25 protein-coding genes are annotated in these 22654 nt (G+C 42.7%); 15 read left to right on the top strand and 10 right to left on the bottom strand.

The window, feature by feature from the left end; translation table 11 throughout:
• Positions 1-212 precede the first annotated feature (212 nt).
• Entirely contained in the window at positions 213-1337 is a 1125-nt protein-coding gene (gene tig, locus PG840_RS09425; protein ID WP_270205668.1) for a trigger factor, read from the top strand.
• Between the two features lie 120 nt (positions 1338-1457).
• On the top strand, positions 1458-2099 hold the full coding sequence (locus tag PG840_RS09430; RefSeq protein WP_008368935.1) for an HAD family hydrolase: 642 nt from the start codon (positions 1458-1460) through the stop codon (positions 2097-2099).
• A 232-nt stretch (positions 2100-2331) separates the two neighbouring features.
• Here the strand turns inward: PG840_RS09430 and PG840_RS09435 are convergent, their stop codons facing one another.
• Positions 2332-3042: a gamma-glutamyl-gamma-aminobutyrate hydrolase family protein gene (locus PG840_RS09435; protein WP_055247917.1), complete on the bottom strand. Its 711-nt coding sequence runs from the start codon at positions 3040-3042 to the stop codon at positions 2332-2334.
• A 116-nt stretch (positions 3043-3158) separates the two neighbouring features.
• Between PG840_RS09435 and PG840_RS09440 the strand changes: the two genes are divergently transcribed.
• The gene (locus tag PG840_RS09440) at positions 3159-3626 is read left to right on the top strand and encodes an HAD family hydrolase (RefSeq protein ID WP_022221108.1); all 468 of its coding nucleotides are present in this window, start codon (positions 3159-3161) and stop codon (positions 3624-3626) included.
• 42 nt (positions 3627-3668) lie between these two features.
• Positions 3669-4871 carry a class I SAM-dependent rRNA methyltransferase gene (locus PG840_RS09445; protein WP_173692361.1) on the top strand — a complete coding sequence of 401 codons (1203 nt, stop codon included), beginning with the start codon at positions 3669-3671 and terminating at the stop codon, positions 4869-4871.
• Between the two features lie 93 nt (positions 4872-4964).
• Here the strand turns inward: PG840_RS09445 and PG840_RS09450 are convergent, their stop codons facing one another.
• The 5 genes from PG840_RS09450 to PG840_RS09470 form a co-directional block, all read right to left on the bottom strand.
• Positions 4965-5450: a gamma carbonic anhydrase family protein gene (locus PG840_RS09450; protein WP_117835162.1), complete on the bottom strand. Its 486-nt coding sequence runs from the start codon at positions 5448-5450 to the stop codon at positions 4965-4967.
• A gap of 28 nt (positions 5451-5478) precedes the next feature.
• The gene (locus tag PG840_RS09455; RefSeq protein ID WP_022221105.1) at positions 5479-7314 is read right to left on the bottom strand and encodes a Na/Pi cotransporter family protein; all 1836 of its coding nucleotides are present in this window, start codon (positions 7312-7314) and stop codon (positions 5479-5481) included.
• 181 nt (positions 7315-7495) lie between these two features.
• Positions 7496-8026 (bottom strand): flavodoxin family protein BilS, encoded by a 531-nt coding sequence (bilS, locus tag PG840_RS09460; RefSeq protein WP_195502475.1) that lies wholly within the window; start codon positions 8024-8026, stop codon positions 7496-7498.
• Between the two features lie 20 nt (positions 8027-8046).
• Positions 8047-8766, bottom strand: a complete 720-nt coding sequence (locus PG840_RS09465; protein ID WP_195502476.1) for a J domain-containing protein — start codon at positions 8764-8766, stop codon at positions 8047-8049.
• Between the two features lie 21 nt (positions 8767-8787).
• The gene (locus PG840_RS09470) at positions 8788-9183 is read right to left on the bottom strand and encodes a hypothetical protein (RefSeq protein WP_022221103.1); all 396 of its coding nucleotides are present in this window, start codon (positions 9181-9183) and stop codon (positions 8788-8790) included.
• 221 nt (positions 9184-9404) lie between these two features.
• Here PG840_RS09470 and srtB point away from each other — a divergent pair, with 221 nt between their 5' ends.
• The 10 genes from srtB (at position 9405) to dnaB (ending at position 17783) form a co-directional block, all read left to right on the top strand.
• Positions 9405-10235, top strand: a complete 831-nt coding sequence (gene srtB / locus PG840_RS09475) for a class B sortase (RefSeq protein ID WP_117824224.1) — start codon at positions 9405-9407, stop codon at positions 10233-10235.
• Positions 10236-10250: 15 nt separating this feature from the next.
• Positions 10251-10445 carry a DUF951 domain-containing protein gene (locus PG840_RS09480; RefSeq protein WP_022221102.1) on the top strand — a complete coding sequence of 65 codons (195 nt, stop codon included), beginning with the start codon at positions 10251-10253 and terminating at the stop codon, positions 10443-10445.
• 100 nt (positions 10446-10545) lie between these two features.
• Positions 10546-10833, top strand: a complete 288-nt coding sequence (gene rpsF / locus PG840_RS09485; protein ID WP_008368913.1) for a 30S ribosomal protein S6 — start codon at positions 10546-10548, stop codon at positions 10831-10833.
• Positions 10834-10846: 13 nt separating this feature from the next.
• Positions 10847-11287, top strand: a complete 441-nt coding sequence (locus PG840_RS09490; protein ID WP_055155542.1) for a single-stranded DNA-binding protein — start codon at positions 10847-10849, stop codon at positions 11285-11287.
• Between the two features lie 21 nt (positions 11288-11308).
• Positions 11309-11572, top strand: a complete 264-nt coding sequence (gene rpsR, locus PG840_RS09495; RefSeq protein ID WP_008368909.1) for a 30S ribosomal protein S18 — start codon at positions 11309-11311, stop codon at positions 11570-11572.
• A gap of 148 nt (positions 11573-11720) precedes the next feature.
• A complete protein-coding gene (locus PG840_RS09500; RefSeq protein ID WP_270205667.1) occupies positions 11721-12644 on the top strand; it encodes a nucleotidyltransferase family protein in 924 nt (307 codons plus the stop codon).
• Positions 12645-12786: 142 nt separating this feature from the next.
• Complete coding sequence (gene galE / locus PG840_RS09505; RefSeq protein ID WP_022221100.1) at positions 12787-13803, top strand: UDP-glucose 4-epimerase GalE; 1017 nt, start codon at positions 12787-12789, stop codon at positions 13801-13803.
• Between the two features lie 114 nt (positions 13804-13917).
• Positions 13918-15966 (top strand): DHH family phosphoesterase, encoded by a 2049-nt coding sequence (locus PG840_RS09510; RefSeq protein ID WP_270613547.1) that lies wholly within the window; start codon positions 13918-13920, stop codon positions 15964-15966.
• A 1-nt stretch (position 15967) separates the two neighbouring features.
• Positions 15968-16414 (top strand): 50S ribosomal protein L9, encoded by a 447-nt coding sequence (rplI, locus tag PG840_RS09515; protein ID WP_008368899.1) that lies wholly within the window; start codon positions 15968-15970, stop codon positions 16412-16414.
• A gap of 13 nt (positions 16415-16427) precedes the next feature.
• Positions 16428-17783, top strand: a complete 1356-nt coding sequence (gene dnaB, locus PG840_RS09520; RefSeq protein WP_270205666.1) for a replicative DNA helicase — start codon at positions 16428-16430, stop codon at positions 17781-17783.
• Between the two features lie 60 nt (positions 17784-17843).
• Here dnaB and PG840_RS09525 read toward each other — a convergent pair whose 3' ends face one another.
• Complete coding sequence (locus PG840_RS09525) at positions 17844-18455, bottom strand: helix-turn-helix domain-containing protein (RefSeq protein ID WP_117557964.1); 612 nt, start codon at positions 18453-18455, stop codon at positions 17844-17846.
• 234 nt (positions 18456-18689) lie between these two features.
• Positions 18690-18860 carry a DUF362 domain-containing protein gene (locus tag PG840_RS09530; protein WP_008368888.1) on the bottom strand — a complete coding sequence of 57 codons (171 nt, stop codon included), beginning with the start codon at positions 18858-18860 and terminating at the stop codon, positions 18690-18692.
• 346 nt (positions 18861-19206) lie between these two features.
• Between PG840_RS09530 and PG840_RS09535 the strand changes: the two genes are divergently transcribed.
• Positions 19207-20427 carry a substrate-binding domain-containing protein gene (locus tag PG840_RS09535; protein ID WP_270202944.1) on the top strand — a complete coding sequence of 407 codons (1221 nt, stop codon included), beginning with the start codon at positions 19207-19209 and terminating at the stop codon, positions 20425-20427.
• Positions 20428-20533: 106 nt separating this feature from the next.
• Here PG840_RS09535 and PG840_RS09540 read toward each other — a convergent pair whose 3' ends face one another.
• Both PG840_RS09540 and PG840_RS09545 read right to left on the bottom strand, forming a co-directional pair.
• Positions 20534-21946 (bottom strand): sensor histidine kinase, encoded by a 1413-nt coding sequence (locus PG840_RS09540; RefSeq protein WP_270205665.1) that lies wholly within the window; start codon positions 21944-21946, stop codon positions 20534-20536.
• Positions 21946-22647 (bottom strand): response regulator transcription factor, encoded by a 702-nt coding sequence (locus PG840_RS09545; RefSeq protein WP_008368880.1) that lies wholly within the window; start codon positions 22645-22647, stop codon positions 21946-21948. The genes PG840_RS09540 and PG840_RS09545 overlap by 1 nt, the downstream gene beginning before the upstream one ends.
• Positions 22648-22654: the final 7 nt, after the last annotated feature.

Here is a 22654-nt window from a genome sequence, read left to right on the forward strand (position 1 = left end):
ACACATAGCTTATTGTAGCATTGTTTGTAGACAAGTGCAAGTAATTTGAAGTTTTTGGCGGCTTTTTGAAAGTAATGGAAAATCTGAAATAAATGTGAATTTTGGGAAATCCCTTTTCAATGACGGATTATGTGTTATAATCATATGTAGCGCTCTGATGTGGGTGATTCGGACAGTCAGAGAGAATGAAGATATAAGAGGTGTAAAAGAAAATGAAAAAGAAATTAGCAGTACTGGCAGCAGGTATCTGTGCATTGTCATTATTTCTTACCGGATGCTCCGGTGAGATTTCCAATGATTATGTTACGATTACAAAATATAAAGGTGTGGAGATTGATAAAGTAGATGCGGATGCGGTATCGGATAATGATGTAGAAGCACAGATCAACAGTGTACTTCAGTCTAAATCAACTACAACAGAAGTTACAGACCGTGCAGCACAAACCGGAGATACGGTAACGATCGACTACGAAGGAAAGAAAGATGGTGTGGCATTTGATGGTGGAACAGCGACAGATGCACAGCTTACATTAGGAAGTGGTCAGTTTATTGACGGATTTGAGGATGGCGTTGTCGGACACAATATTGGCGATACTTTTGATCTGAATCTGACTTTCCCGGAGAACTATGGAAATGAAGATCTTGCAGGTCAGGCAGTTGTATTTACCGTTACACTGAAGGGAATCAGCCAGACCGATCTACCGGAACTTACCGATGAATTTGTACAGAGTGTTTCTGATACTTCCAAGACGGTGGAAGAGTACAAAAAGGAAATTAAAAAATCTCTGAAAAAAAACAGCAAAGAAAACCAGCAGAATACAATCAAGGAAAATGCATGGAAAGCAGTACTTGAGAACACAACTGTGAACAAGTATCCGAAGAAGGATCTGAAGAATATGATCAGTTCGATCAAGACACAGTATAAGAATATGGCATCTTATTATAACGTTGATTTTGCAGATTTCCTTAAACAGTATATGAATATGGATGAGGAAACTTTTAATTCAAAGGCAACTCAGGCTGCAAAGGATCAGGTAAAGGCCAACCTTGCGGCAGATCTGATCATTGAGAAAGCAAAGATCAATGTGTCAGATAAGACACTTGAGAAGAAGTATAAGGAGTATGCAAAGGCTTACGGATACGAAGATGTAGATGCACTCAAAAAAGCACTGGAAGATGCCGGAAACCTGGAGAATCTGGAGAAGACAGCAAGACTGGATATCGTAGAAGACTGGGTAGCAGACAACTGCAAGCAGGTGAAAAGTACTTCATCTGACAGCAGCAAAAGCGGTTCAAACAGTACAGGAAGTACCGGCAGCACAGAAAGTACAAAATAGATATAAGCAAACATTCAAAAGGCGGAGAATAAAATCTCCGTCTTTTTTCTTCCTGAAGGGAATGGTATGATATAGAAAGTAATTGTTTTTACAAAATGAAATATACTACAGGAGGACAAGATGAAAGCAGTACTTTTTGATATGGATGGCATCCTGATCGATACAGAGAAATATCTGACAGTATACAAACAAAAGGCAATGCGGGAGGCGGGATACCGGTTGGATCTGGAAACGGCATACAAATTCCGCAGTTGTGCATCCGTATTTGCAAGAGAACAGATGAAGGGAATTTTTGGAGAGGATTTCCCATACGATGAGCTCAGACGGCGCAGACAGGAACTGATGAGTGATCACATTGCGCGTTTCGGAATTGAGAAGAAACCGTATGTGGAAGAGACGATCAAGGAGCTGAAAAGACGTGGTTATCAGACGGCAGTCGTGACGGCTACAGCGGAAGACAGGGCTGTGCGTTATCTGGAAATGGTCGGATTTAAAGAGCTGTTTGATGAGATCATCAGTGCATCTATGGTGAAATTGGGAAAACCGAGACCGGATGTGTATCTCTATGCCTGTGAGAAGATCGGGCGGAAGCCTGAAGAGTGCATGGCGGTCGAAGATTCACCAAACGGGGTAAATGCGGCTTACCAGGCGGGCTGCCATGTGACGATGGTTCCGGATCTGACACCTGCAGACGAAGAGGTCAAAAAGATGGCAGATCATGTCGTTCCAGACCTGCGAGGACTTCTGGAATATCTGAAATAACCCCTGAAAATGAGGAGAGCCGATATCCGGTTTCCCGAATATCGGCGTTTATGAAAAAGAAAAATTTTATTATGTGAAAAGGTTTATTTCCTTTTGACAATTATTAGTATACTCGTATCTTGTGAAAAAAGTGTGTTTATAATTTGAAAGAATTATGAACGTTTGTGAACATATTATACATATATTCTGAAGGGACCGCAGACAGCAGAGTCTGCAGCCCGACAAAAGGGATTTAGTCTGTTCCGGGAAGCATCGACCGGACGAAAAGTGAAAACAATTCCCGCATACATGGAGAAGTAAAAAACATGGATTCCGGATGCCACTGAACGCCAAGTGCAAAAGGCTGTCCTTCGATTTCAATTGCCTCAACTGTGCCATCAGAAGTGTGTGCACATGCATGGACATTTTTCCCGAGCAGATGAACGGACTGATGGTGAAAACTATTGGTATACAGAGTGTCTCCGGTTAGTTCATGAAGATGGCTGTCTTTGGTGATGAAAATCTGGTGCCACATATCGCTGCGGTTCTGTGAGGTCTGCATATGCAGAAAAGGATCTCCGGGCTGACAGGAAAGATCCTGGTAGATACTTCCGCCACAGGCGGCGTTGAGCACCTGCATACCCCGGCAGATGCCGATTACCGGAAGATGACGTTTTAAGATTTCCTCTGCAAAATGAATCTGGAAAAGATCCACAGAAAGATTGGTCTGTCCTACACCTGGAAGTGGATCTTCATTGAAGAGAAACGGTGTAAAATCACCTCCTCCGGGGAGCAGAAATCCATCGCATATGTCAAGATAAGAATTGATCGGGAAGTCCTGAGGAAGAATCGGTATCAGTAGGGGGATTCCTCCGGAAATGCGGACTGCCCGCACATAGGTATCGGTTACAAACTGGTTTTTGCCGTCGAAGCCACAGCATAAGATTCCAACAACTGGTTTCATATTTACAATCCTCCTCTTTATCAGATAAATCAGTTGTTACAAAATATGTGGAGTCTGTATGAAATATGTATTATAATAGAAAAAGCAACATGCCAGATGGCAGGAAAGGAGTTCCTATGAAACTGGTTATTCCGGAATATAAAACATTAGAACTTGATACGATATTTTTAGATATGAACGGGACGATCGCTGTGGACGGCGTGATCCCGCCGAGTGTGAAGGAACGTCTTATCGCACTTTCAGAGCAGTTCCGAATTTATGTACTGACTGCAGATACGCATGGAAATGCGAAAGCGCAGTGCGAAGGGCTTCCGGTGATCCTGGAGACATTTCCGACAGGTAATGCAAAGGAGTATAAAAGGGAATTGGTAAAAGCAACCGGTGCAAAACGCTGTGTGGCAATCGGTAATGGCAGAAACGATGAGTGGATGCTGAAAGAGGCGGCGCTTTCCATCGCTGTTATGGACCGGGAAGGGGTCTATGGGAAATTATTGAAAAATGCGGATCTCTGTGTCAGATCTATGCAGGATGGACTGGATCTTCTGCTCTATCCAGGTCGGATCATTGCAGGACTCCGTGGATAATATTTGCAGAAGAATACGTAAGAGTATGTGGAAGGAGAAAAGATGCGTCAGGCTATAGTGACATTGAAAAAGGGCGAGGGACGTCTGCTGAAATCAGGCGGCGCCTGGATATTCGATAATGAAATTGATTCGATTATGGGAGAATTTGAGAATGGTGATATTGTGATCGTCCATGATTTTGACGGGTACGGAATGGGAAGAGGATTTATCAATATGAATTCTAAGATCCGGATCCGTATGATGACAAGAAAGCAGGATCAGGAGATCGATCATGCATTTCTGGAAATGCGGGTGAGAGATGCGTGGGAATACCGGAAAAAGACAGTAGATACATCAAGCTGCCGTGTGATTTTCGGGGAAGCGGATTTTCTTCCCGGACTGGTGATTGATAAATTTTCGGATGTGTTGGTTGTAGAGTCTCTTGCACTCGGAATTGACCGGATGAAAGAAGAAATCGTGGACATTTTGAAAGCGGTACTTTCAGAAGATGGAATTACGATCCGTGGCGTGTATGAACGAAGCGATGCAAAGGTTCGTCAGAATGAAGGCATGGAGAGAGTCAAAGGCTTTATCGGTGAAGAATTTGATACCAAAGTTGAGATTGTGGAAAATGGTGTCAGATATATGGTTGATGTCAAAGACGGACAGAAGACAGGATTTTTCCTGGATCAGAAATACAATCGTCTGGCAATCCAGAGACTTTGCAAGGATGCAGAGGTGCTGGACTGCTTCACGCACACAGGCTCTTTTGCGCTGAATGCAGGGATTGCAGGGGCAAAGCATGTGACAGGTGTAGATGCTTCAGAACTTGGTATAGAACAGGCAAGAGAGAACGCAAGACTCAATGGATTAGAGGATAGAGTTGAATTTGTCTGTGCAGATGTATTTGACCTGCTTCCAAAGCTGGAAGAAGAAGGAAAGCAGTATGATGTGGTAATCCTGGATCCACCTGCATTTACCAAATCCCGTAAGACGATCAAGAATGCGACAAAGGGATATCGTGAGATCAATATGCGCGGAATGAAGCTGGTAAAACCAGGCGGATATCTGGCAACCTGTTCCTGCTCGCATTTTATGGATTATGAGCTTTTTACGAAGACGATCCACCAGGCAGCGCAGAATGTGCATAAGAGGATCAGACAGGTAGAATACCGGACACAGGCACCGGATCATCCGATTCTGTGGTCTGCAGAAGAATCGTATTATCTTAAATTCTATGTGTTCCAGATCGTGGATGAAAAATAAAGTGTTGTAGTAAATAAAAAAGGTATCGAAAATCAAACATAAATGATTTTCGATACCTTTTTTTACTAGTGTACATATTTCAGATTTGATATTCTATTCAAACTGCTCAGTCGATAATGCAACATAATCCGCAGCATTTTTATAAATTGACTGGATCTCTTTCTCGGTAAGAGGTCTTTTTACTTTTGCCGGGCTTCCGATAACCAGCATTCCATCCGGAATAACTGTGTTCTGAGTAACCAGACTTCCGGCACCGATCAGGCAATGCTTTCCAATCTTTGCACCGTTTAAAATCGTACTTCCCATCCCGATTAGAGATGCGTCACCAATTGTACAGCCGTGGATCACACAGTTGTGACCAACAGTGACATCATCACCGATAACGGTCGGAAAACCGTAATCTACATGGACAGTACTGTTATCCTGGATATTACTTCGCTTGCCAATCGTGATAGACGATTCATCACCGCGGACAACGGCATAATAGAACACACTTGAGTCTGCACCGATGGTGACATCACCTAGGATGACGGACTGACTGGCAATGTGCGCCTGTGATGAAATATTTAAAGAAGACATTACAGCAGATTCCTTTCTCGTTGTAAGATTATTTTTTGGCTTCAACAGCTTTGACCGGGTTTTTGGCGGCTGCTTTTGTATCCTGTTCCGCTTCCGGCTGATAACCGTTGATATTATATTTCTGCTCGTAATAATCAAAGGTGGATACATAATTGTTGTCTTTCAATTTCCGTACACTCTTAGTGTATTCGTGCATATCGAAATTGGAAGAATCCAGTTCCAGGATTGCAACGGCAATGTTAGAACAGTGGGCTGCAATACGATCATAGTTGGTGAGCAGATCGTTAAATGCAAATCCGGTGTTCAGATCACACTGCCCGTTACGGAGCCTTTTAATATGACGCATTTTCAAATCATTGCATAAAATACCGATCAGTTCGCGAAGCGGTTCTACTTTGGCAGCATTTACAAGGTCTTCATCTACAAATGAATTGATCGTGAGATCAAGGAGCTCTTTTAATGCGGATTCAAGAACATGAAGCTCGTATTTGGCTGCATCTGAAAAAATACGTGATTTTTCATGAAGTTCCTGTGCAACACGGGAAATATTGACTGCATGGTCACCCAGACGTTCAAAATCACTGATCGTATGAAGGAACTTGGCGGTCTGTTTGGACTGCTCCGGTGTCAGGTCATGCATATTGAGCTGCATCAGATAGGTTCCCAGTTTATCTTCGTATTTGTCGATCAGATTTTCCTTTTCCTGAATTTTGTTGAACTTATTATCTGAAAAATCTTTCAGCAGTGCAAGGGCACGACGGATATTTTTGTATGCTTTCTTTGCCATTCCGTTGACTGCAAGCTGGCTCTGTGTGATTGCCAGTGGCGGATAATTGAGGAAACGTTCCTCAAGAAGATCGAAATCTGCCTGCTCTTCGTTGTCTTCATCGGTATCTTTAATAAGGAAGAAGACAAGCTTTTCAATCTTGCCGATAAATGGAGCAAGAACAAGGATCGTCAGAAGCCGGAATACCGTATTCAAAAGTGCCACACGGAAAGGTGACATAATTTCACCCATAAATGGGAAATGCACGATGGCATTTACAGAATAGAATACGATGGACCAGAAAATCATACCAAATAAATCGTTCAGCAGATAGATCAGAGCAGTACGCTTTCCGTTCTTGTTCGTTCCGATTGAGGAAAGAAGAACCGGACATGCGGCGCCAACGCCGATACCCATTGTGATCGGAAGTGCAGCTGCAAAGGTGATCGATCCGGTAATGGACAGTGCCTGGAGGATACCTACAGAAGCAGAAGCACTCTGCAAAACTGCTGTAAATACGATCCCGACAAGGATTCCCATAAATGGATTCGTGAACATGGTCAGAAGTCTGACGAAATGCGGATTCTCTTTCAGAGGAGAGACAGCACCGCTCATGGTCTGCATTCCGATCATCAGGATCGCAAAGCCAAGCATGATGTCACCGATATCAGAATACGGTTTTTTCTTGATAAATGTACGGAAAATAATTCCGATGATTGCTACGATTGCAGAAATTGTAGCGGTTGATAAAAGCTGCGCGATTCCGCTGGAACCATCAATGTAGGAGAGACATAGGATCCATCCGGTGATACTGGTTCCGATGTTGGCACCCATGATGATACCAATTGCCTGTGCGACCTTCATCATACCAGAGTTTACAAATCCGACTACCATAACTGTCGTTGCAGAGGATGACTGAATGATAGCGGTTACGACAGTACCGAGCAGAAGTCCTTTCAGAGGAGTATTGGTCAGCCTGTATAAAATAAGTTCAAGCTTATTGCCGGCAACTTTCTTCAGACTGTCGCCCATCAGTGACATACCGTATAAAAACAGGGCTACCCCACTGAGCAATGACAAAACCATTGTAATTCCCATAATTTTGTTTTCCTTTTCTTTAAGCATTAGTTTACATTTTGTCGCAAAAAAATATCGTACAGCTACTTTAAATATGAAAAGTCTGCATGCAGATCACACAAAGTGACGCTATACGACACCCTTATTATATAACAAGAAAGTTTCCATAGGTAGACTGAAACGATATTTTTTTACACTTTTTTTACATAGACTTAACTTTTTCTATACATTCGGTAGCAAAAAGGGCCGCATTTTCAAGATCTGTGCGTGTCGGATGAATCATTGCTTCGTCAAAATTCTGTAATTGCCGGCGGATTTGCTGGCAATCGCAATCTTCTGGTGTATTCAGCAAGGATTCATATTTTTGACGGACAGCAAGTGGCATTTTCCCCTGGCAGATAAAAGAACCAAGATAACGATTGTCGTCTTCAAGCCAGATCCGGACACTGGATGCGATCTTTTTGTAGTATTCCAGGCTGTTTCCAGCACCGCAGGTTCCAAAGAGAGCAACGGATTTGTACGACAGACCGGAAAGGAAGTTGCCGATCTCGAGGCTACAGGTTCCGCGGTGAACACAGAAACCGACAAAATAAATTTTGGCCTCTGGGAAATCGGTACGTTCATGAAGATTTATCAGATCTTTGGACATCCCCGGAAGAGATGCAAAAATTTCTGTTGCTATTTTTTTTGTATTTCCTGTCTCACTCTCATAGACAACAAGATAATCTAACATATAATATTTCCTCCTGTTATTTAGTGGTATGTATAAGGAGAACCGCAGAAGAATCCACCGCCGCCACAGCAGAGATTGCACATGAGGTTGGCAATGCAGAGCTTCACGCAGAAATCATTGTTGATCGTTGGTGTACCGCCATACATTGTCTGTTGTGTACGATACCAGCTCCCGCCATTTTCAAGACGGCTGACAAGGGACTGATATTGATAGTTGGACGGCTCCAGACGAAGTGCTTCTTTGGCGTGCTCCAGGGCAAGGACATTATTGCCCATGCCGGAATTGGCGATAGAGCTGTAATAGTACCATCTGGCAGAACGGTCTTTGATCCCTGAAAGGACATTTAAAGCTTCTTTATAATGGCCACTGTTCAGATAATTGGCGGCGGCACGCAGATGAATATCTTCTTCTGTCTCGGTTGTCTGCTGATTCTGATTGGTATACTGACCGTAGAAACCGCCAAATGGACCAAAACCGCCAAAACCTCCGTATCCGCTTCCGGCATCACCATAACCTCCGGAGCCTGTTCCGGTATATCCGGAAGCACCCATTTCTTTTTCTTTCATAATCTGCTGGTAAGCCTGTTGGATTTCTTTGAATTTGGCTTCTGCCTGATCTTTATTTGGATTGTTGATATTGGCATCCGGATGATAAATACGGCTTAATTTGCGGTAGGCTTTCTTGATATCCTCGTCGGAAGCATCCCGTGAAACGCCGAGTATTGAGTAAGGATCCTGCATAATTGATTATTCTCCTGATCATTAGCTTTTTTTGATAAAAGTAGTCTGGCATTTTGGACAGCGGATCTCAATTTTACCTTTTCCCTTTGGGACACGAATCTTCTGTTTGCAGTTTGGACACTTGTAAATGTGGTGTGTCTTGCGCTGCGCTGCCATATACTTCTGTTTTGCAAAAAATCCACGGATCTTTGAAGTGTGCTGGAGAAATTTCTGGTTTTCCAGTGCACGCTTGTAGGTCTGACGTGAAAACATGCGATAGTAAGAGTATATCACGAATGCCCACCCAATTACATAAAAAATACGAAAATGGAAGATGCTTGTGATCAGCATCAGAATTACGCCGCTCCATAAGAGAAATTTGCCGAAGGTATCTACTCCGTACCTTCCATACATAAAACGCATCAGTTTTTCTTTCATAATATTCACCCAATCTTTTTTATTTATAGAATATGATACTATACGATAGTTCACATTGTACGCCTGCACACACAAAAATCAATAAACTCTCTATTAAAAAACTCTAAAAAGTATGTTATACTGCTGATATCGTGAAAATATGGAAGAAAATAGGACTTCTGGGATTGCATGGCAATGGAGCAATCCGGGAACATCATATATAAAAAGCCAAGGAGGAAATTATGGGACGGAAAGAATATGGTCGGTATGGAAAGCATTCCAGGCGTGACCGGCGCAAGAAAAAAGGTGGAATCATCAGTACGGTCATTTTGATCGTTGCAATCTGTGTGTTTGCATTTTCTGCCTTTCAGCTGTATAAAATCTTTAACGGATATCACAAAGGGGAAAGTGAGTATGATGATCTGGTAAAGCTTGCGGTTACGGAAGATAAGGGGGAACAGGAGAACGGGACGGACGATCAGGATGGAAGCAGATTTTCCGTGGATTTTGATGCACTCAGACAGATCAATCCGGATGTGGTTGCATGGATCCGTTTTGATGAACCGGCGGTGATCAATTATCCGGTTGTGCAAGGAAGTGATAATTCAGAATATCTGAGTAAGACATTCAAAGGATATGACAATACCGTAGGAACGATTTTTGTAAATGCTTATAATCATGCGGATTTTAATGACAGAAACACGATCATTTACGGACATTATATGTATAATGGAACGATGTTTAATGAGCTGGAGCAGTATCACGAAAAAAGTTTCTGGGAAAAATACCCTTCCTTCTATATTTATACACCGGATGGCAATGTGGCTACTTATCAGATTTATTCTGTTGGAGTGGTAAAAGATACTTCCGAAGGCTATACATATCAGTTCGCAGATGATGCGGCGTTTGCATCCTTCCTTGAAGCAACGAAGGCGTCTTCTTTGTATGATACAGGTGTGGAAGTGGGAAATGATTCGCAGATCGTGACGTTGTCCACCTGTACACGGGAGGGAAATGATGACAGAACGATCGTACACGGTGTCAGGGTAAATGTACAGCCGGCAGGAGAATAAAAGAGGAGTAAAGAGATGGCAGCAGAAGCAAAATTTGAAGTCGGAGATGTGATCCGGATGAAAAAACCACATCCGTGCGGAAGCTCAGAGTGGGAAATCCTGAGAGTAGGGGCGGATTTTCGTCTGAAATGTCAGGGATGCGGACACCAGGTAATGGTACCACGCAGACTGGTTGAAAAAAATACAAAAGAAATAAGGAAAAAGGCTTGAAACAAAGCCTGAATTATGATATCATACCAACTTGTGATATATTATTTATCCTTGTTCCCGGCGGATCCGGGAGCCAAAAGACCATAAGGAGGTGCAGGACATGAGCAAATATGAATTAGCAGTTGTTGTCAGCGCAAAACTCGAAGACGACGCCAGAGCAGAAGTAATCGAAAAGGTGAAAGCACTTGTTACACGTTTCGGTGGTAACATTACTGACGTTGACGAATGGGGAAAGAAGAGATTAGCTTACGAAATCCAGAAGATGAAAGAAGCTTACTACTACTTCATTCACTTTGAATCTGAAACAACAACACCAGGCGAAATCGAAGAAAGAATTCGTATCATGGATGGTGTAATCAGATATTTATGCGTGAAACAGGAAGCTTAGAAAGAGGCAACGTATGAATAAAGTAGTTTTAATGGGACGTCTGACAAGAGATCCTGAAGTGAGATATTCACAAGGTGAGAACGCTCTCGCTATTGCAAGATATACATTAGCTGTAGACCGCAGATTCAAGCGTGACGGAGAACAGACCGCAGATTTTATTAACTGTGTTGTGTTCGGAAAGAGTGCTGAATTTACAGAACGTTATTTCCGTCAGGGAATGCGCGTAGTGGTTTGCGGAAGAATCCAGACCGGAAGCTATACCAACAGGGATGGTGTAAAGGTCTATACAACAGAAGTTGTTGTTGAGGAACAGGAATTCGCAGAAAGTAAGAATGCTAGCAGTGCTAATACACAGTCTTATCAGGCAGCCCCGGCACCGGCGCCAAGCGCTGATGCAGGTGACGGTTTCATGAACATTCCAGACGGAATTGATGAGGAGTTACCGTTTAATTAAGGTTGAAAGGAGATGTGTACAATGGCATTCGAAAAAGGAAACAGACCGGATTCTCCAATGAAGAGAAGAGGCGGACGCAGAAGAAAAAAAGTTTGTGTATTCTGTGGTAAAGAAAACAACGAAATCGATTACAAAGATACAGCAAAATTAAAGAAATATGTTTCTGAGAGAGGAAAAATCCTTCCGAGAAGAATCACAGGAAACTGTGCAAAACATCAGAGAGCTCTTACAGTAGCAATCAAGAGAGCAAGACATATCGCTTTAATGCCATACGTTCAGGATTAATCGAATATGATCAGAACAGGATTTCCATTTTGGAAGTCCTGTTTTTTTACTGTTTTTCTGTCTGGCAGACGATTGAAAAAGGAGTCATTTGGGGTTAGAATAAGAAAGAGAAAGTTTTGAAATCTAAAAAAGAATTGGAGAATCAATTATGAAAAAACCAGTTTTAGTAATTATGGCAGCAGGAATGGGAAGCCGTTATGGCGGACTTAAACAGATCGATCCAGTTGATAAAGAGGGACACATCATTATGGATTTTTCCCTGTTTGATGCAAAAAGAGCCGGATTTGAGAAGGTTATTTTTATTATAAAGAAAGAAAATGAAGACAGTTTCAGAGAAGCAGTAGGAAACCGTATGGCAAAATATATGGAGGTTTCTTATGTATTTCAGGATATCAACAATATTCCGGAAGGTTTTGAAGTTCCGGAAGGCAGAGTGAAACCGTGGGGAACCGGACATGCAGTCCTCAGCTGCATTGATGAGATCGACGGGCCATTTGCTGTTATCAATGCAGATGATTATTATGGAAAACATGCGTTTGAAGCAATTTATAATTATCTGTCTGAGCATGAGGATGATGATAAGTATCGTTATGCGATGGTCGGATATCTTCTGAAGAATACAGTAACAGACAATGGTCATGTGGCAAGAGGAATCTGTATGACCAATGAAGAGGGGGAACTGGTAAATATTACCGAAAGAACCCGCATTGAGAAGCGTGACGGTAAGATTGCATTTACTGAAAATGATGGAGAAACCTGGGAAAATTTACCAGAGGATACACTGGTTTCCATGAATATGTGGGGATTTACGAGAAGCATACTGGACGAGCTGAAAGCAGAATTTCCACAGTTCCTGAAGAAAGGACTTACTGAAAATCCGATGAAGTGTGAATATTTCCTGCCGGCAGTCGTAAGCAATCTTCTGGAGGCAGACCGCGCAACAGCAGCGGTTCTTCCGTCGGCAGATAAATGGTACGGCGTAACTTATAAAGAAGACAAACCGGTTGTCGTAGAAGCGATCCGCAATCTGAAAAAAGAAGGTCTTTATCCGGAAAATCTCTGGGAAGAGTAGAAATGTGTTAAAATTTAGTAAATAGTTCATTTGATTTACTAAAAAATACAAATAATTTAGTAAAAACACTTCCATATAGGCAGAATGTGTGCTATAGTGTGTAAAGAAAAGTAAATGATTCTAATTTCAGGAGGAAAAAATCATGGCAATTTTAGTAACAGGCGGAGCCGGATTTATCGGCAGTCACACATGTGTAGAGATGCTGAATGCAGGATATGAAGTTATTGTAGTAGATAATCTTTGCAATGCTTCTGAAGAAGCAATCAGACGTGTAGAGAAGATCACCGGTAAGAACGTTACATTTTATAAAGCAGATATCAGAGATAAAGAAGCACTGGATCAGATTTTTGACAAAGAAAGTGTAGAATGTGTCATTCATTTCGCAGGACTTAAAGCAGTCGGAGAATCTGTTGCAAAGCCACTTGAATATTATCAGAACAATATTGCAGGTACACTTACACTCTGTGATGTTATGCGTAACCATAATGTGAAGAACATCATCTTCAGTTCTTCAGCAACGGTATATGGTGATCCGGCATTTATCCCGATTACAGAAGAATGCCCGAAGGGAACCTGCACGAATCCTTATGGATGGACAAAATGGATGCTTGAGCAGATCCTGACAGACCTGCATAAGGCTGATCCGGAGTGGAATGTTGTTCTTCTTCGTTACTTCAACCCGATCGGCGCACATGAGAGCGGACTGATGGGAGAAGATCCGAAGGGTATCCCGAACAACCTGCTTCCATATATTGCACAGGTTGCGATCGGTAAGCTGGAATGCCTGGGTGTATTTGGTGATGATTATGATACACCGGACGGAACAGGTGTGAGAGACTACATTCATGTAGTTGACCTTGCAATTGGACACGTAAAGGCGCTGAAGAAGATCCAGGAAAAATCAGGCGTAAGCATTTACAATCTTGGAACCGGAGTAGGATATTCAGTACTGGATGTATTGCATGCATTTGAAAAAGCATGTGGAAAAGAGATCCCTTACCAGATCAAGCCAAGAAGAGCCGGAGATATCGCAACATGCTACTGTAATGCAGAAAAAGCAAAGAACGAGCTCGGATGGGTTGCAGAACGCGGAATCGACAAGATGTGTGAGGATTCATGGAGATGGCAGACAATGAATCCGAATGGATACGAAGCTTAAAAAAAGAAAGAAAAATGTGTCAGGGTGAACGTTGCCCTGGCACATTTTTTAGTTCCCTAATATCCGGAAAGGTGATATAATACAAATATCTATAGGTTTTAAGAGGGCTGAAAGATGAAAAAGGATATAAAGTTAAAGGGACAACTGAAATTGTATATGCAATGGCCGGGAATTATGATTCTTTTCCTTATCCTGATGAATATCTGGATCTTCAGGATGGATCGAAAGGCCGGGCTGCTTATGAGTGCGTTTGTGTTGGTTTATGCAGTCGTCATTGGCATTATGTATTTTTACAACAAGTCTCTGATTCTGGCAGACATGGTAGAGTTTGCAGCGCAGTACGGAATTGTCCAGAATACACTTCTGAAGGAACTTTCGATTCCGTATGCGATTTTACTGGATGATGGAAAAATCATCTGGACGAACACACAGTTCCGGGAAGTCCTTGGGACGACTATCCGGAAGGATACCTATCTGAGTAAATATATTCCGGAGTTGAACCGGGGCGTATTTCCAAAGGAAGACAATGAATCGGTAAGCCTGGAATTCAATTATCTTGACAGAGATTATCAGGCTGAGATCCAGTGCGTATCGGTCGAAGGTTTCAGTGAGACAGAGCAGCTTCTGGAGATACCGGAGGAAAAGGAATATTTTATTGCGATACATCTTCAGGATGTGACAGAGCTGAACCGGTATATCCGGGCGAATGAAGAGCAGCGGCTGGTGGCCGGACTGGTTTATATTGATAACTATGAAGAGGTCATGGAAAGTGTCGAGGAAGTAAGGCAGTCTCTTCTGGTGGCATTGATCGACCGTAAGATCAACCAGTATATTGCGGATTTTTCCGGTATTGTGAAGAAGCTTGAGAAAGACAAATATTTTGTTGTAATTAAAAAAGAAAGCTTCAATCGAATGGAAAAAGACCGTTTTTCTTTACTTGATGAGGTAAAAGGAGTCAGTATCGGCAATCAGATTCCGGTTACACTAAGTATTGGGCTTGGACTCAGTACAGATACCTATGCTGCAGGATATAATTATGCCCGTATAGCGATCGATCTTGCACTTGCAAGAGGCGGAGATCAGGTAGTTGTGAAGAATAACAAGGGAATCAGCTATTATGGCGGAAAGCGTGAGCAGACTTCTAAGAATACCCGGGTAAAAGCAAGAGTAAAAGCAGAAGCACTCCGGGAGTTTATCACCGGAAAAGAGCGTGTGATCGTAATGGGACATAAGATGGCAGATGTGGATTCATTTGGTGCGGCAATCGGTATTTACCGGGCAGCAAGTGCGATGGAAAAGAAAGTCAATATTGTCCTGAACGATATTTCTATGACACTCAGACCGCTTTATGAAGCATTTACTGATGATCCGAAGTATCCGGATGATCTGTTTGTGACTTCCCATGAGGCGGAGGAACTGGCAGATGACAATACAATGGTAGTTGTTGTTGATACCAATAAGCCAAAGATGACAGAATGTGAACGCCTGCTTCGTCTGACGAAGACGATTGCAGTTCTGGATCACCACAGACAGAGTGATGAAGTGATTGAGAATGCGGTTCTGTCGTATATTGAGCCATATGCTTCTTCGGCGTGTGAGATGGTAGCAGAGGTTCTTCAGTATATCGGCGATGATCTGCGTTTGAATTCCATGGAAGCGAACAGTATGTATGCAGGTATTCTGGTTGATACCAACAATTTCATGTCCAGAACAGGAGTCCGGACCTTTGAGGCAGCTGCGTACCTGAGAAGATGTGGCGCAGATGTTACTTATGTAAGAAAACTCCTCCGTGATGATATGGCATCTTACCGGGCAAAAGCTGCAGTAATCAGCAGTGCTGAGGTATATCGGGATGTATTTGCGATCGCGCGAGGCGAACATCTGGGAATTGAAAGTCCCACTATTATCGGAGCACAGGCGTCAAATGAGCTTCTCAATATTGAGGAGATCAAGGCTTCTTTTGTACTGACTGAATATAATGGTAAGATTTACATCAGTGCACGTTCCATTGATGAGATCAATGTACAGATCATTATGGAGCGGCTCGGCGGAGGCGGTCATATCAACACTGCCGGTGCCCAGTTCCCATATTCCGATATGGAAAGAGCGATTGAAACTCTGAAAAAGACAATCGATATTATGATAGAAGAAGGAGATATTTAAGATGAAAGTTATTTTATTGGAAGATGTAAAATCCCTTGGAAAAAAAGGCGAGGTTGTAAATGTAAGTGACGGATATGCAAGAAACTTCATTTTCAAAAAAAACCTTGGACTGGAAGCAAATGGAAAGAATTTAAATGACTTAAAGCTTCAGAAACAGAATGAAGAAAAGGTTGCACAGGAGCATCTGGAAGCAGCGCAGGAACTTGCAAAAAAATTAGAGGCAGCAAAAGTAGAACTCAAGATCAAGACCGGGGAAGGTGGAAGAACATTCGGTTCTGTGTCTTCAAAGGAAATTGCAATTGCAGTAAAAGAACAGCTTGGATATGATCTTGATAAGAAAAAGATCCAGATCAAAGAAGCGATCCGTACACCTGGAATGCATCTTGTACCGGTCAAACTTCACCAGAAAGTGACTGCTGAATTAAAAGTGCACGTTGGGGAAGCTTAGGAGGATCTGAGACATGGATGAAGCACTCATTAAGAGAGTACCGCCACACAGCATAGAGGCAGAGCAGTCTGTTGTCGGAGCGATGCTGATGGACCGGGATGCGATTACAGTAGCTGCCGAGATCATTTGTGGAGACGACTTTTATCAAAAGGCATATGGTGTAATTTTCGATTCAGTGGTAGAACTTTTTAATGAGGGAAAACCCGTTGACCTGATTACACTGCAGAACCGTCTGCGTGAAAAAGCTGTTCCGGAAGAGATCAGTAGTCTTGAATTTGTCCGGGATCTGGTAACAGCAGTTCCAACCTCGGCAAATGTAAAGTATTATGCTGAGATCGTCTCTGAAAAAGCAACGTTGAGGCATCTGATCAAGATGAATGAAGCGATTGCGGATGAATGTTATCAGGGACAGGAGCCGCTGGAGGCGATCCTTGAAAGGACAGAGAAGCAGGTTTTTGAGCTGGTGCAAAACCGCGGAGGAAACGGTGAATACGTGCCGATCAAGCAGGTAGTGTTAAATGCCCTTGAGAAAATTGAGAAAGCATCTAAGAGTAAGGGAACTGTTACAGGAATTCCGACTGGATTTATTGACCTGGATTACAAGACATCCGGTCTGCAGCCCTCCGATCTGATCCTGGTCGCAGCCCGTCCTTCTATGGGTAAGACGGCGTTTGTACTGAACATTGCACAGCATGTGGCGTTTAAACAGAACCGTACAGTTGCCATATTCAGTCTGGAAATGTCAAAGGAACAGCTGGTAAACCGTCTGTTCTCGCTGGAATCCTATGTAGATGCACAGCTTTTAAGAACCGGTAATCTGAAGGATTCTGACTGGGAAAAGCTGATCGAAGGTGCCGGAACAATTGGAAGATCGAACCTGATCATTGATGATACACCGGGTATTTCGATTTCGGAAATGCGTTCCAAATGCAGAAAATATAAAATGGAATATAATCTTGATCTGATCATCATCGACTACCTGCAGTTGATGAGCGGAAGTGTTGGTGGACGTAATGAGTCCCGTCAACAGGAAATTTCCGATATTTCCCGTTCCTTAAAAGCGCTTGCCCGAGAATTAAGTGTGCCGGTCATTGCGCTGTCACAGCTGAGCCGTGCGGTTGAGCAGAGACCAGATCACAGACCGATGCTTTCTGATCTGCGTGAGTCCGGAGCAATCGAGCAGGATGCCGACGTGGTTATGTTCATTTATCGAGATGATTATTATAATAAGGATACGGAGCATGTCAATGAGGCAGAGATCATTATTGCCAAACAGAGAAACGGTCCGATTGGAACCGTAACGCTTACATGGCTTCCGCAGTACACGAAATTTGCCAATTCAGAACGAAAAGTTGTGGATGGGGAATGAGAAATTATGAAATGAAAAAGACAGGGAACAGAATCAAAACTGTTCGCTGTCTTTTGACTTTTATGTGGTTTCGCCAAATAATTTCCGCAGGTAATGTCCGGCGCCAGATTTTGAAGCTTCTTTCCGGAGCGCCTGCTGCTGACGAAGTAAATGATCAAGCTTCCGGTAACGGTCTTCTTCCAGGCGTTCTTTTGCCTGTAAAAGAAAATCCATTTCCTTTGTTACTTTTTCAGATACGGATTTGCCGAGAGATCCCTCCAGGATCTGGTTGTTTTCCAAAAGAATTTTTCGGAGAGACTCTTCGAGCAGAGGCTGATAAACAGAAAGAGAAAGGTTGTCTGCTGTATAAACAGAAAGAGCCGGATCCTGGGGGTCAGCAACTTCGTTTATCGAAGCGGCAGCCTTTGGTGCATCCGATTTTCTGGCCTTCAGAAGTGCTTTTGTGCGAAGCATGTCCGGAAGGAGCTGTTTGATCTCCTTCAGGAGTAGTCCCTGTTCTTTGAGTTCTTTGATACAGCTAAAAAGCTGTATATCTTCTTCCGTATAGTGCCGATGTCCCATCTCAGTGCGTCCGATCGGAAGATCAAGCTCTTCCTCCCAGTAGCGAAGAACATGTGATTCTACGCCAACGTGTTTGGCAGCTTCTGAGATCATGTAATGAACGTCGCCCATACGATAACCCCCTTATTAAAATAAGTATGTGATATAGATTGAGTACAAGTCTATTGTAGCATAAGAAGAAGAGATGGAAAGAAAAATCGTTCGACAAATGTTGCAGAGGGAAGAATGTCAGATAGGATGATGCTTACTGGATCTGTATTTGATTCAGACGTATACATAAAAAGAGACGATCTTCAGATGAAAACCGTCTCTTTCTTACTGTCTTATTCAATCTACGTGTTCTGATTACTCAGCGCTGATTGCTCCTGTAGGACATGCTGATTCGCAAGCGCCACAGTCAACACATGCAGAAGCATCGATCTGCATATGATCTGCACCCATAGAGATTGCTCCTACTGGACATTCGCTTTCGCAAGCTCCGCAGCTTACACATTCGTCTGAAATTACGTGTGCCATGATATGTATCCTCCTTATTATTATGAAAAAGTTAAAATCGATATGCCTTTCGCATAACTTTATTCTAATACAGAACTTGAAAATATACAAGAGGAATTTATGCTTAAAAATAGATACAATCGAGTTAGAAATGTCAAACTAATAGCGCGAAATGGGCATTTCTTTGGTTAGAAATATAAAACCAAAAGGTTAGTAATATAAAACTTACAAATGAAAACAAAAAGAATTTATGAAATCTTAAGAAATTTTTCTACCTTTCCAGGGCGATTTGGTGTATAGTGGGTACTGTATCATTTTATAACCAATAATGAAACTGATTTTAAGATAGAGAAAGTGGAGTGGATTTATGAAAAAACGGTGGAGTATACTTTCGGCTGTACTTTGTGTGGCACTTTTGACTGGTGGATGTGGAACTGGAAGCAAGAATGATGCAGGTACAGGAAAAGAGCAGACATTCAGCCATGAGACAAGGGAAGAGAATGAGCATCAGAGTAACCTGGATGTTTTACAGCCATCTGCATATGGCAATGTGCAGGGACTGAATCTGGAGAAAGGAAGCTCGATTTCTATTATAGGAAGAGGAAGTTCTTCCGCATACTGGAAAGCTGTTCAGGAAGGTGCAAAGCAGGCGGTAGCGGATATTAATACAAACCTGGGATATAAAGGGAATGATAAAGTAAAGCTTGTTTATTCTGCGCCGGAGACAGAGAATGATGTAGATGATCAGGTAAATATTCTGGATGAGGAGCTTGCACGGTATCCGGTTGCGGTCGGGATCGCAGCAGTTGATTCAGGGGCATGTGAGGTTCAGTTTGATCTTGCTGCAGAGAATGGGATCCCGATCGTAGCATTTGATTCCGGGACCGATTATCAGAATATTGTATCCATGATTGATACAGATAATACAACTGCCGCTGCAACAGCAGCAAGTAAGCTGTGCAACAGTATCGGTGAGAGTGGTCAGATCCTTGTAATCGCACATGACTCCAAGTCTACTTCTTCTGAAGAAAGAGAGCAGGGATTTGTACAGGAAGTGGAAAAGAATGATCCGAATGTAACGGTTGCAGAGATCTGGCATCTGGATGATCTGGATGCGATCTCGAAAGAGATCAATGCAGATTCATCTGAAAAGAATTCCCAGGAGACTGCAGATAATGTGCAAAAAGCAGAGGAAGAGAACGCAGATAGCCGGGATACCCAGACGGCACAGCAGGATGCAATCAAGTATCTTCTTGAAAAGTATCCGGATGTAAAAGGAATTTTTGCAACCAATGAAACAGTAGCAGACCTTGTGGTGAATGTTCTGGACTCTATGGACAAAATAACGGGGGAAGACCGAATCAAGGTAGTGAGCTTTGACGGCGGGGAGGATCAGATGAAGCTTCTGGAAGATGGGAAGATTGATGGACTGATCGTTCAGAACCCATACGGAATCGGCTATGCAACGGTTGTTGCCTGCGCAAGAGCAGTGCTTGGTCAGGGAAATGAAGCAATGGTAAGTACCGGATATACCTGGGTTACAAAAGATAATATGAATAAAGATTCGATTAAGAAGATGCTTTATTAGTAAGAAGAAATGTCTGAAATCTGTGGAAAATGGGTTTCAGACATTTTTATATAAAAACGGTTGTGAGTGACATATTATTTATGCCGGCTACAACCGTTTCTTTTTGCTATTTTTTCGTCAGTGGAAGGGAGAAGATAAATTCTGTTCCAACTCCCTCGGTACTGATCACATTGATATTTTCATTGTGTGCCTGAATAATTTCTTTTACGATCGAAAGCCCAAGTCCGGTTCCTTTTTTGTCTTTTCCGCGGGAGAGATCGCTTTTGTAAAAACGTTCCCATATTTTGTTGATACTTGATTTCGGAATGCCAATTCCATAATCTTTGACGGAAGTATATACTTTGTCACCGCGCGGTGTGGTTTCAATCGTGATCGTAGACTCCGGATTACTGAATTTGATCGCGTTGTCCAGCAGATTGTATAGAACCTGTTGGATTTTGTGCCGGTCAGCATGTACATACAGGGTACGAGTTGCCAGAAGAAGTTCGATAGAAATTTTTTTGGCAGTGCAGGTACCTTCGAAAGAAGCTGCTGTGTTACGGATCACTTCGTGAATATCAAAATCTGTTTTATTAAGAAGAAGATCCTTCGTATCAAATTCATTCAATGTCAGCAGATCGCGTGTAAGGTCAGTAAGACGTTCTGTTTCAAATAAGATGATATTTAAGTATTTGCCCTGCATTTCAGGTGGAATCGTGCCATCCGCCATGGCTTCAACATAGCCCTTGATGGAAGTCAGAGGAGAACGGAAATCATGGGATACATTTGCCACAAATTTCTTCTGGTAATCCTCCATATCTTTCAGTTGGGAAGACATGTAGTTGAGAGATGCGGAAAGATATCCTATCTCATCCTGCGTATTAACCGGGATGACAACATCCAGATTGCCGGAAGCATACTGCTTTGCTGCATTCGTAATCTTGACGAGCGGGCGGTAGATCAGAAAATGTACACCCAGCAAAATAATGAATGAGAGCACATAAATGATCAGAATCACGATATACGTGTTACGCATCAGAACAGAATGTGCGTCTGTGATCTGCGAGTAAGGCTTATGTACAAGTAGATATCCGTGAGTTGAAAAATTCTCTGTGACCGGAGCAATCACGGTGATCATTTCTGAGTTGAAGTACCCGTGATAATCACCGGTCAGATAAGTGGAGCCGCCGGATTCGGCAGGATCAAAATTTTCAATTCGGGAAGGGGCATACGATACATCGCCGGATTTGGCAGATGCAAGCAAAGATCCCTCATTATCAACAAACCAGATATCTGAATTCAGATAATCGCTCATACCATTGAGCTGTGTATAAACATCTGCCAGAGTAATGGTTTCGGAAAAATAGTCCGGCAGATAATTGGATGCAAGCAGATTCGCCGACTGATACATATTGCCGGAAATGCTGCTTTCCAGATAGTGGGTTGTCAGTGTGGATGACAGGGATGCCACTGTAAAAATACTTAAAAATCCGAGAATAATATATAAGAGGATAAATTTAAGGTAAAGAGTACTTTTCATTACTTCACCTCAAATTTGTAACCGATTCCCCAGACGGTACTAAGTCCCCAGGAAGGATGATCCTTGATCTTCTCGCGCAGACGCTTAATATGAACATCAACGGTACGGGTGTCGCCGACATACTCATAGCCCCAGATCTGGTCAAGGAGCTGCTCGCGTGTGAATACCTGGTTTGGTGAAGAGGCGAGGAAATACAAAAGTTCCAGTTCTTTTGGCGGCATATCTACATTCTTACCATCAACGGTTACTGCGTAATTGGTAAGATTGATCTCGATTCCCGGATAGTCAACAACCTTTCCGCGGCTGGCGGCAGGAGTTTCTGGTTTGGCAGGCTGATAGCGTCTGAGTACCGCTTTTACTCTTGCGACAAGCTCCTTGGAATCGAATGGTTTTAAGACGTAATCATCAGCACCAAGCTCCAGACCGAGCACCTTGTCAAATACTTCTCCTTTTGCGGAAAGCATAATGATTGGGGTATTGTGCTTACTGCGGATCTCGCGACAGACCTGATAGCCATCGATGCCCGGAAGCATCAGGTCGAGCAGCATCAGGTTTGGCTGATAGGATTCAAATGCGGTAAGAGCTTCTTCCCCGTCGTGTACGATCATCGTATCGAAGCATTCCTTTGTAAGGTAGAGAGAAATCAATTCTGCAATATTCTCGTCGTCATCTACAATTAAGATTTTCTGTTTAGTCACCATGATAGTT

This window comes from Coprococcus sp. AM97-35, from assembly GCF_027697525.1.
GTDB classification, from domain to species: Bacteria; Bacillota; Clostridia; order Lachnospirales; family Lachnospiraceae; genus Allocoprococcus; species Allocoprococcus comes.

Excerpts from the sequence above, each read along its gene's own strand:
- tig (WP_270205668.1), top strand. The coding sequence starts at position 213 with ATGAAAAAGAAATTAGCAGTACTGGCAGCAGGTATCTGTGCATTGTCA.
- PG840_RS09430 (WP_008368935.1), top strand. The coding sequence starts at position 1,458 with ATGAAAGCAGTACTTTTTGATATGGATGGCATCCTGATCGATACAGAG.
- PG840_RS09435 (WP_055247917.1), bottom strand. The coding sequence starts at position 3,042 with ATGAAACCAGTTGTTGGAATCTTATGCTGTGGCTTCGACGGCAAAAAC.
- PG840_RS09440 (WP_022221108.1), top strand. The coding sequence starts at position 3,159 with ATGAAACTGGTTATTCCGGAATATAAAACATTAGAACTTGATACGATA.
- PG840_RS09445 (WP_173692361.1), top strand. The coding sequence starts at position 3,669 with ATGCGTCAGGCTATAGTGACATTGAAAAAGGGCGAGGGACGTCTGCTG.
- PG840_RS09450 (WP_117835162.1), bottom strand. The coding sequence starts at position 5,450 with ATGTCTTCTTTAAATATTTCATCACAGGCGCACATTGCCAGTCAGTCC.
- PG840_RS09455 (WP_022221105.1), bottom strand. The coding sequence starts at position 7,314 with ATGGGAATTACAATGGTTTTGTCATTGCTCAGTGGGGTAGCCCTGTTT.
- bilS (WP_195502475.1), bottom strand. The coding sequence starts at position 8,026 with ATGTTAGATTATCTTGTTGTCTATGAGAGTGAGACAGGAAATACAAAA.
- PG840_RS09465 (WP_195502476.1), bottom strand. The coding sequence starts at position 8,766 with ATGCAGGATCCTTACTCAATACTCGGCGTTTCACGGGATGCTTCCGAC.
- PG840_RS09470 (WP_022221103.1), bottom strand. The coding sequence starts at position 9,183 with ATGAAAGAAAAACTGATGCGTTTTATGTATGGAAGGTACGGAGTAGAT.
- srtB (WP_117824224.1), top strand. The coding sequence starts at position 9,405 with ATGGGACGGAAAGAATATGGTCGGTATGGAAAGCATTCCAGGCGTGAC.
- PG840_RS09480 (WP_022221102.1), top strand. The coding sequence starts at position 10,251 with ATGGCAGCAGAAGCAAAATTTGAAGTCGGAGATGTGATCCGGATGAAA.
- rpsF (WP_008368913.1), top strand. The coding sequence starts at position 10,546 with ATGAGCAAATATGAATTAGCAGTTGTTGTCAGCGCAAAACTCGAAGAC.
- PG840_RS09490 (WP_055155542.1), top strand. The coding sequence starts at position 10,847 with ATGAATAAAGTAGTTTTAATGGGACGTCTGACAAGAGATCCTGAAGTG.
- rpsR (WP_008368909.1), top strand. The coding sequence starts at position 11,309 with ATGGCATTCGAAAAAGGAAACAGACCGGATTCTCCAATGAAGAGAAGA.
- PG840_RS09500 (WP_270205667.1), top strand. The coding sequence starts at position 11,721 with ATGAAAAAACCAGTTTTAGTAATTATGGCAGCAGGAATGGGAAGCCGT.
- galE (WP_022221100.1), top strand. The coding sequence starts at position 12,787 with ATGGCAATTTTAGTAACAGGCGGAGCCGGATTTATCGGCAGTCACACA.
- PG840_RS09510 (WP_270613547.1), top strand. The coding sequence starts at position 13,918 with ATGAAAAAGGATATAAAGTTAAAGGGACAACTGAAATTGTATATGCAA.
- rplI (WP_008368899.1), top strand. The coding sequence starts at position 15,968 with ATGAAAGTTATTTTATTGGAAGATGTAAAATCCCTTGGAAAAAAAGGC.
- dnaB (WP_270205666.1), top strand. The coding sequence starts at position 16,428 with ATGGATGAAGCACTCATTAAGAGAGTACCGCCACACAGCATAGAGGCA.
- PG840_RS09525 (WP_117557964.1), bottom strand. The coding sequence starts at position 18,455 with ATGGGCGACGTTCATTACATGATCTCAGAAGCTGCCAAACACGTTGGC.
- PG840_RS09530 (WP_008368888.1), bottom strand. The coding sequence starts at position 18,860 with ATGGCACACGTAATTTCAGACGAATGTGTAAGCTGCGGAGCTTGCGAA.
- PG840_RS09535 (WP_270202944.1), top strand. The coding sequence starts at position 19,207 with ATGAAAAAACGGTGGAGTATACTTTCGGCTGTACTTTGTGTGGCACTT.
- PG840_RS09540 (WP_270205665.1), bottom strand. The coding sequence starts at position 21,946 with ATGAAAAGTACTCTTTACCTTAAATTTATCCTCTTATATATTATTCTC.
- PG840_RS09545 (WP_008368880.1), bottom strand. The coding sequence starts at position 22,647 with ATGGTGACTAAACAGAAAATCTTAATTGTAGATGACGACGAGAATATT.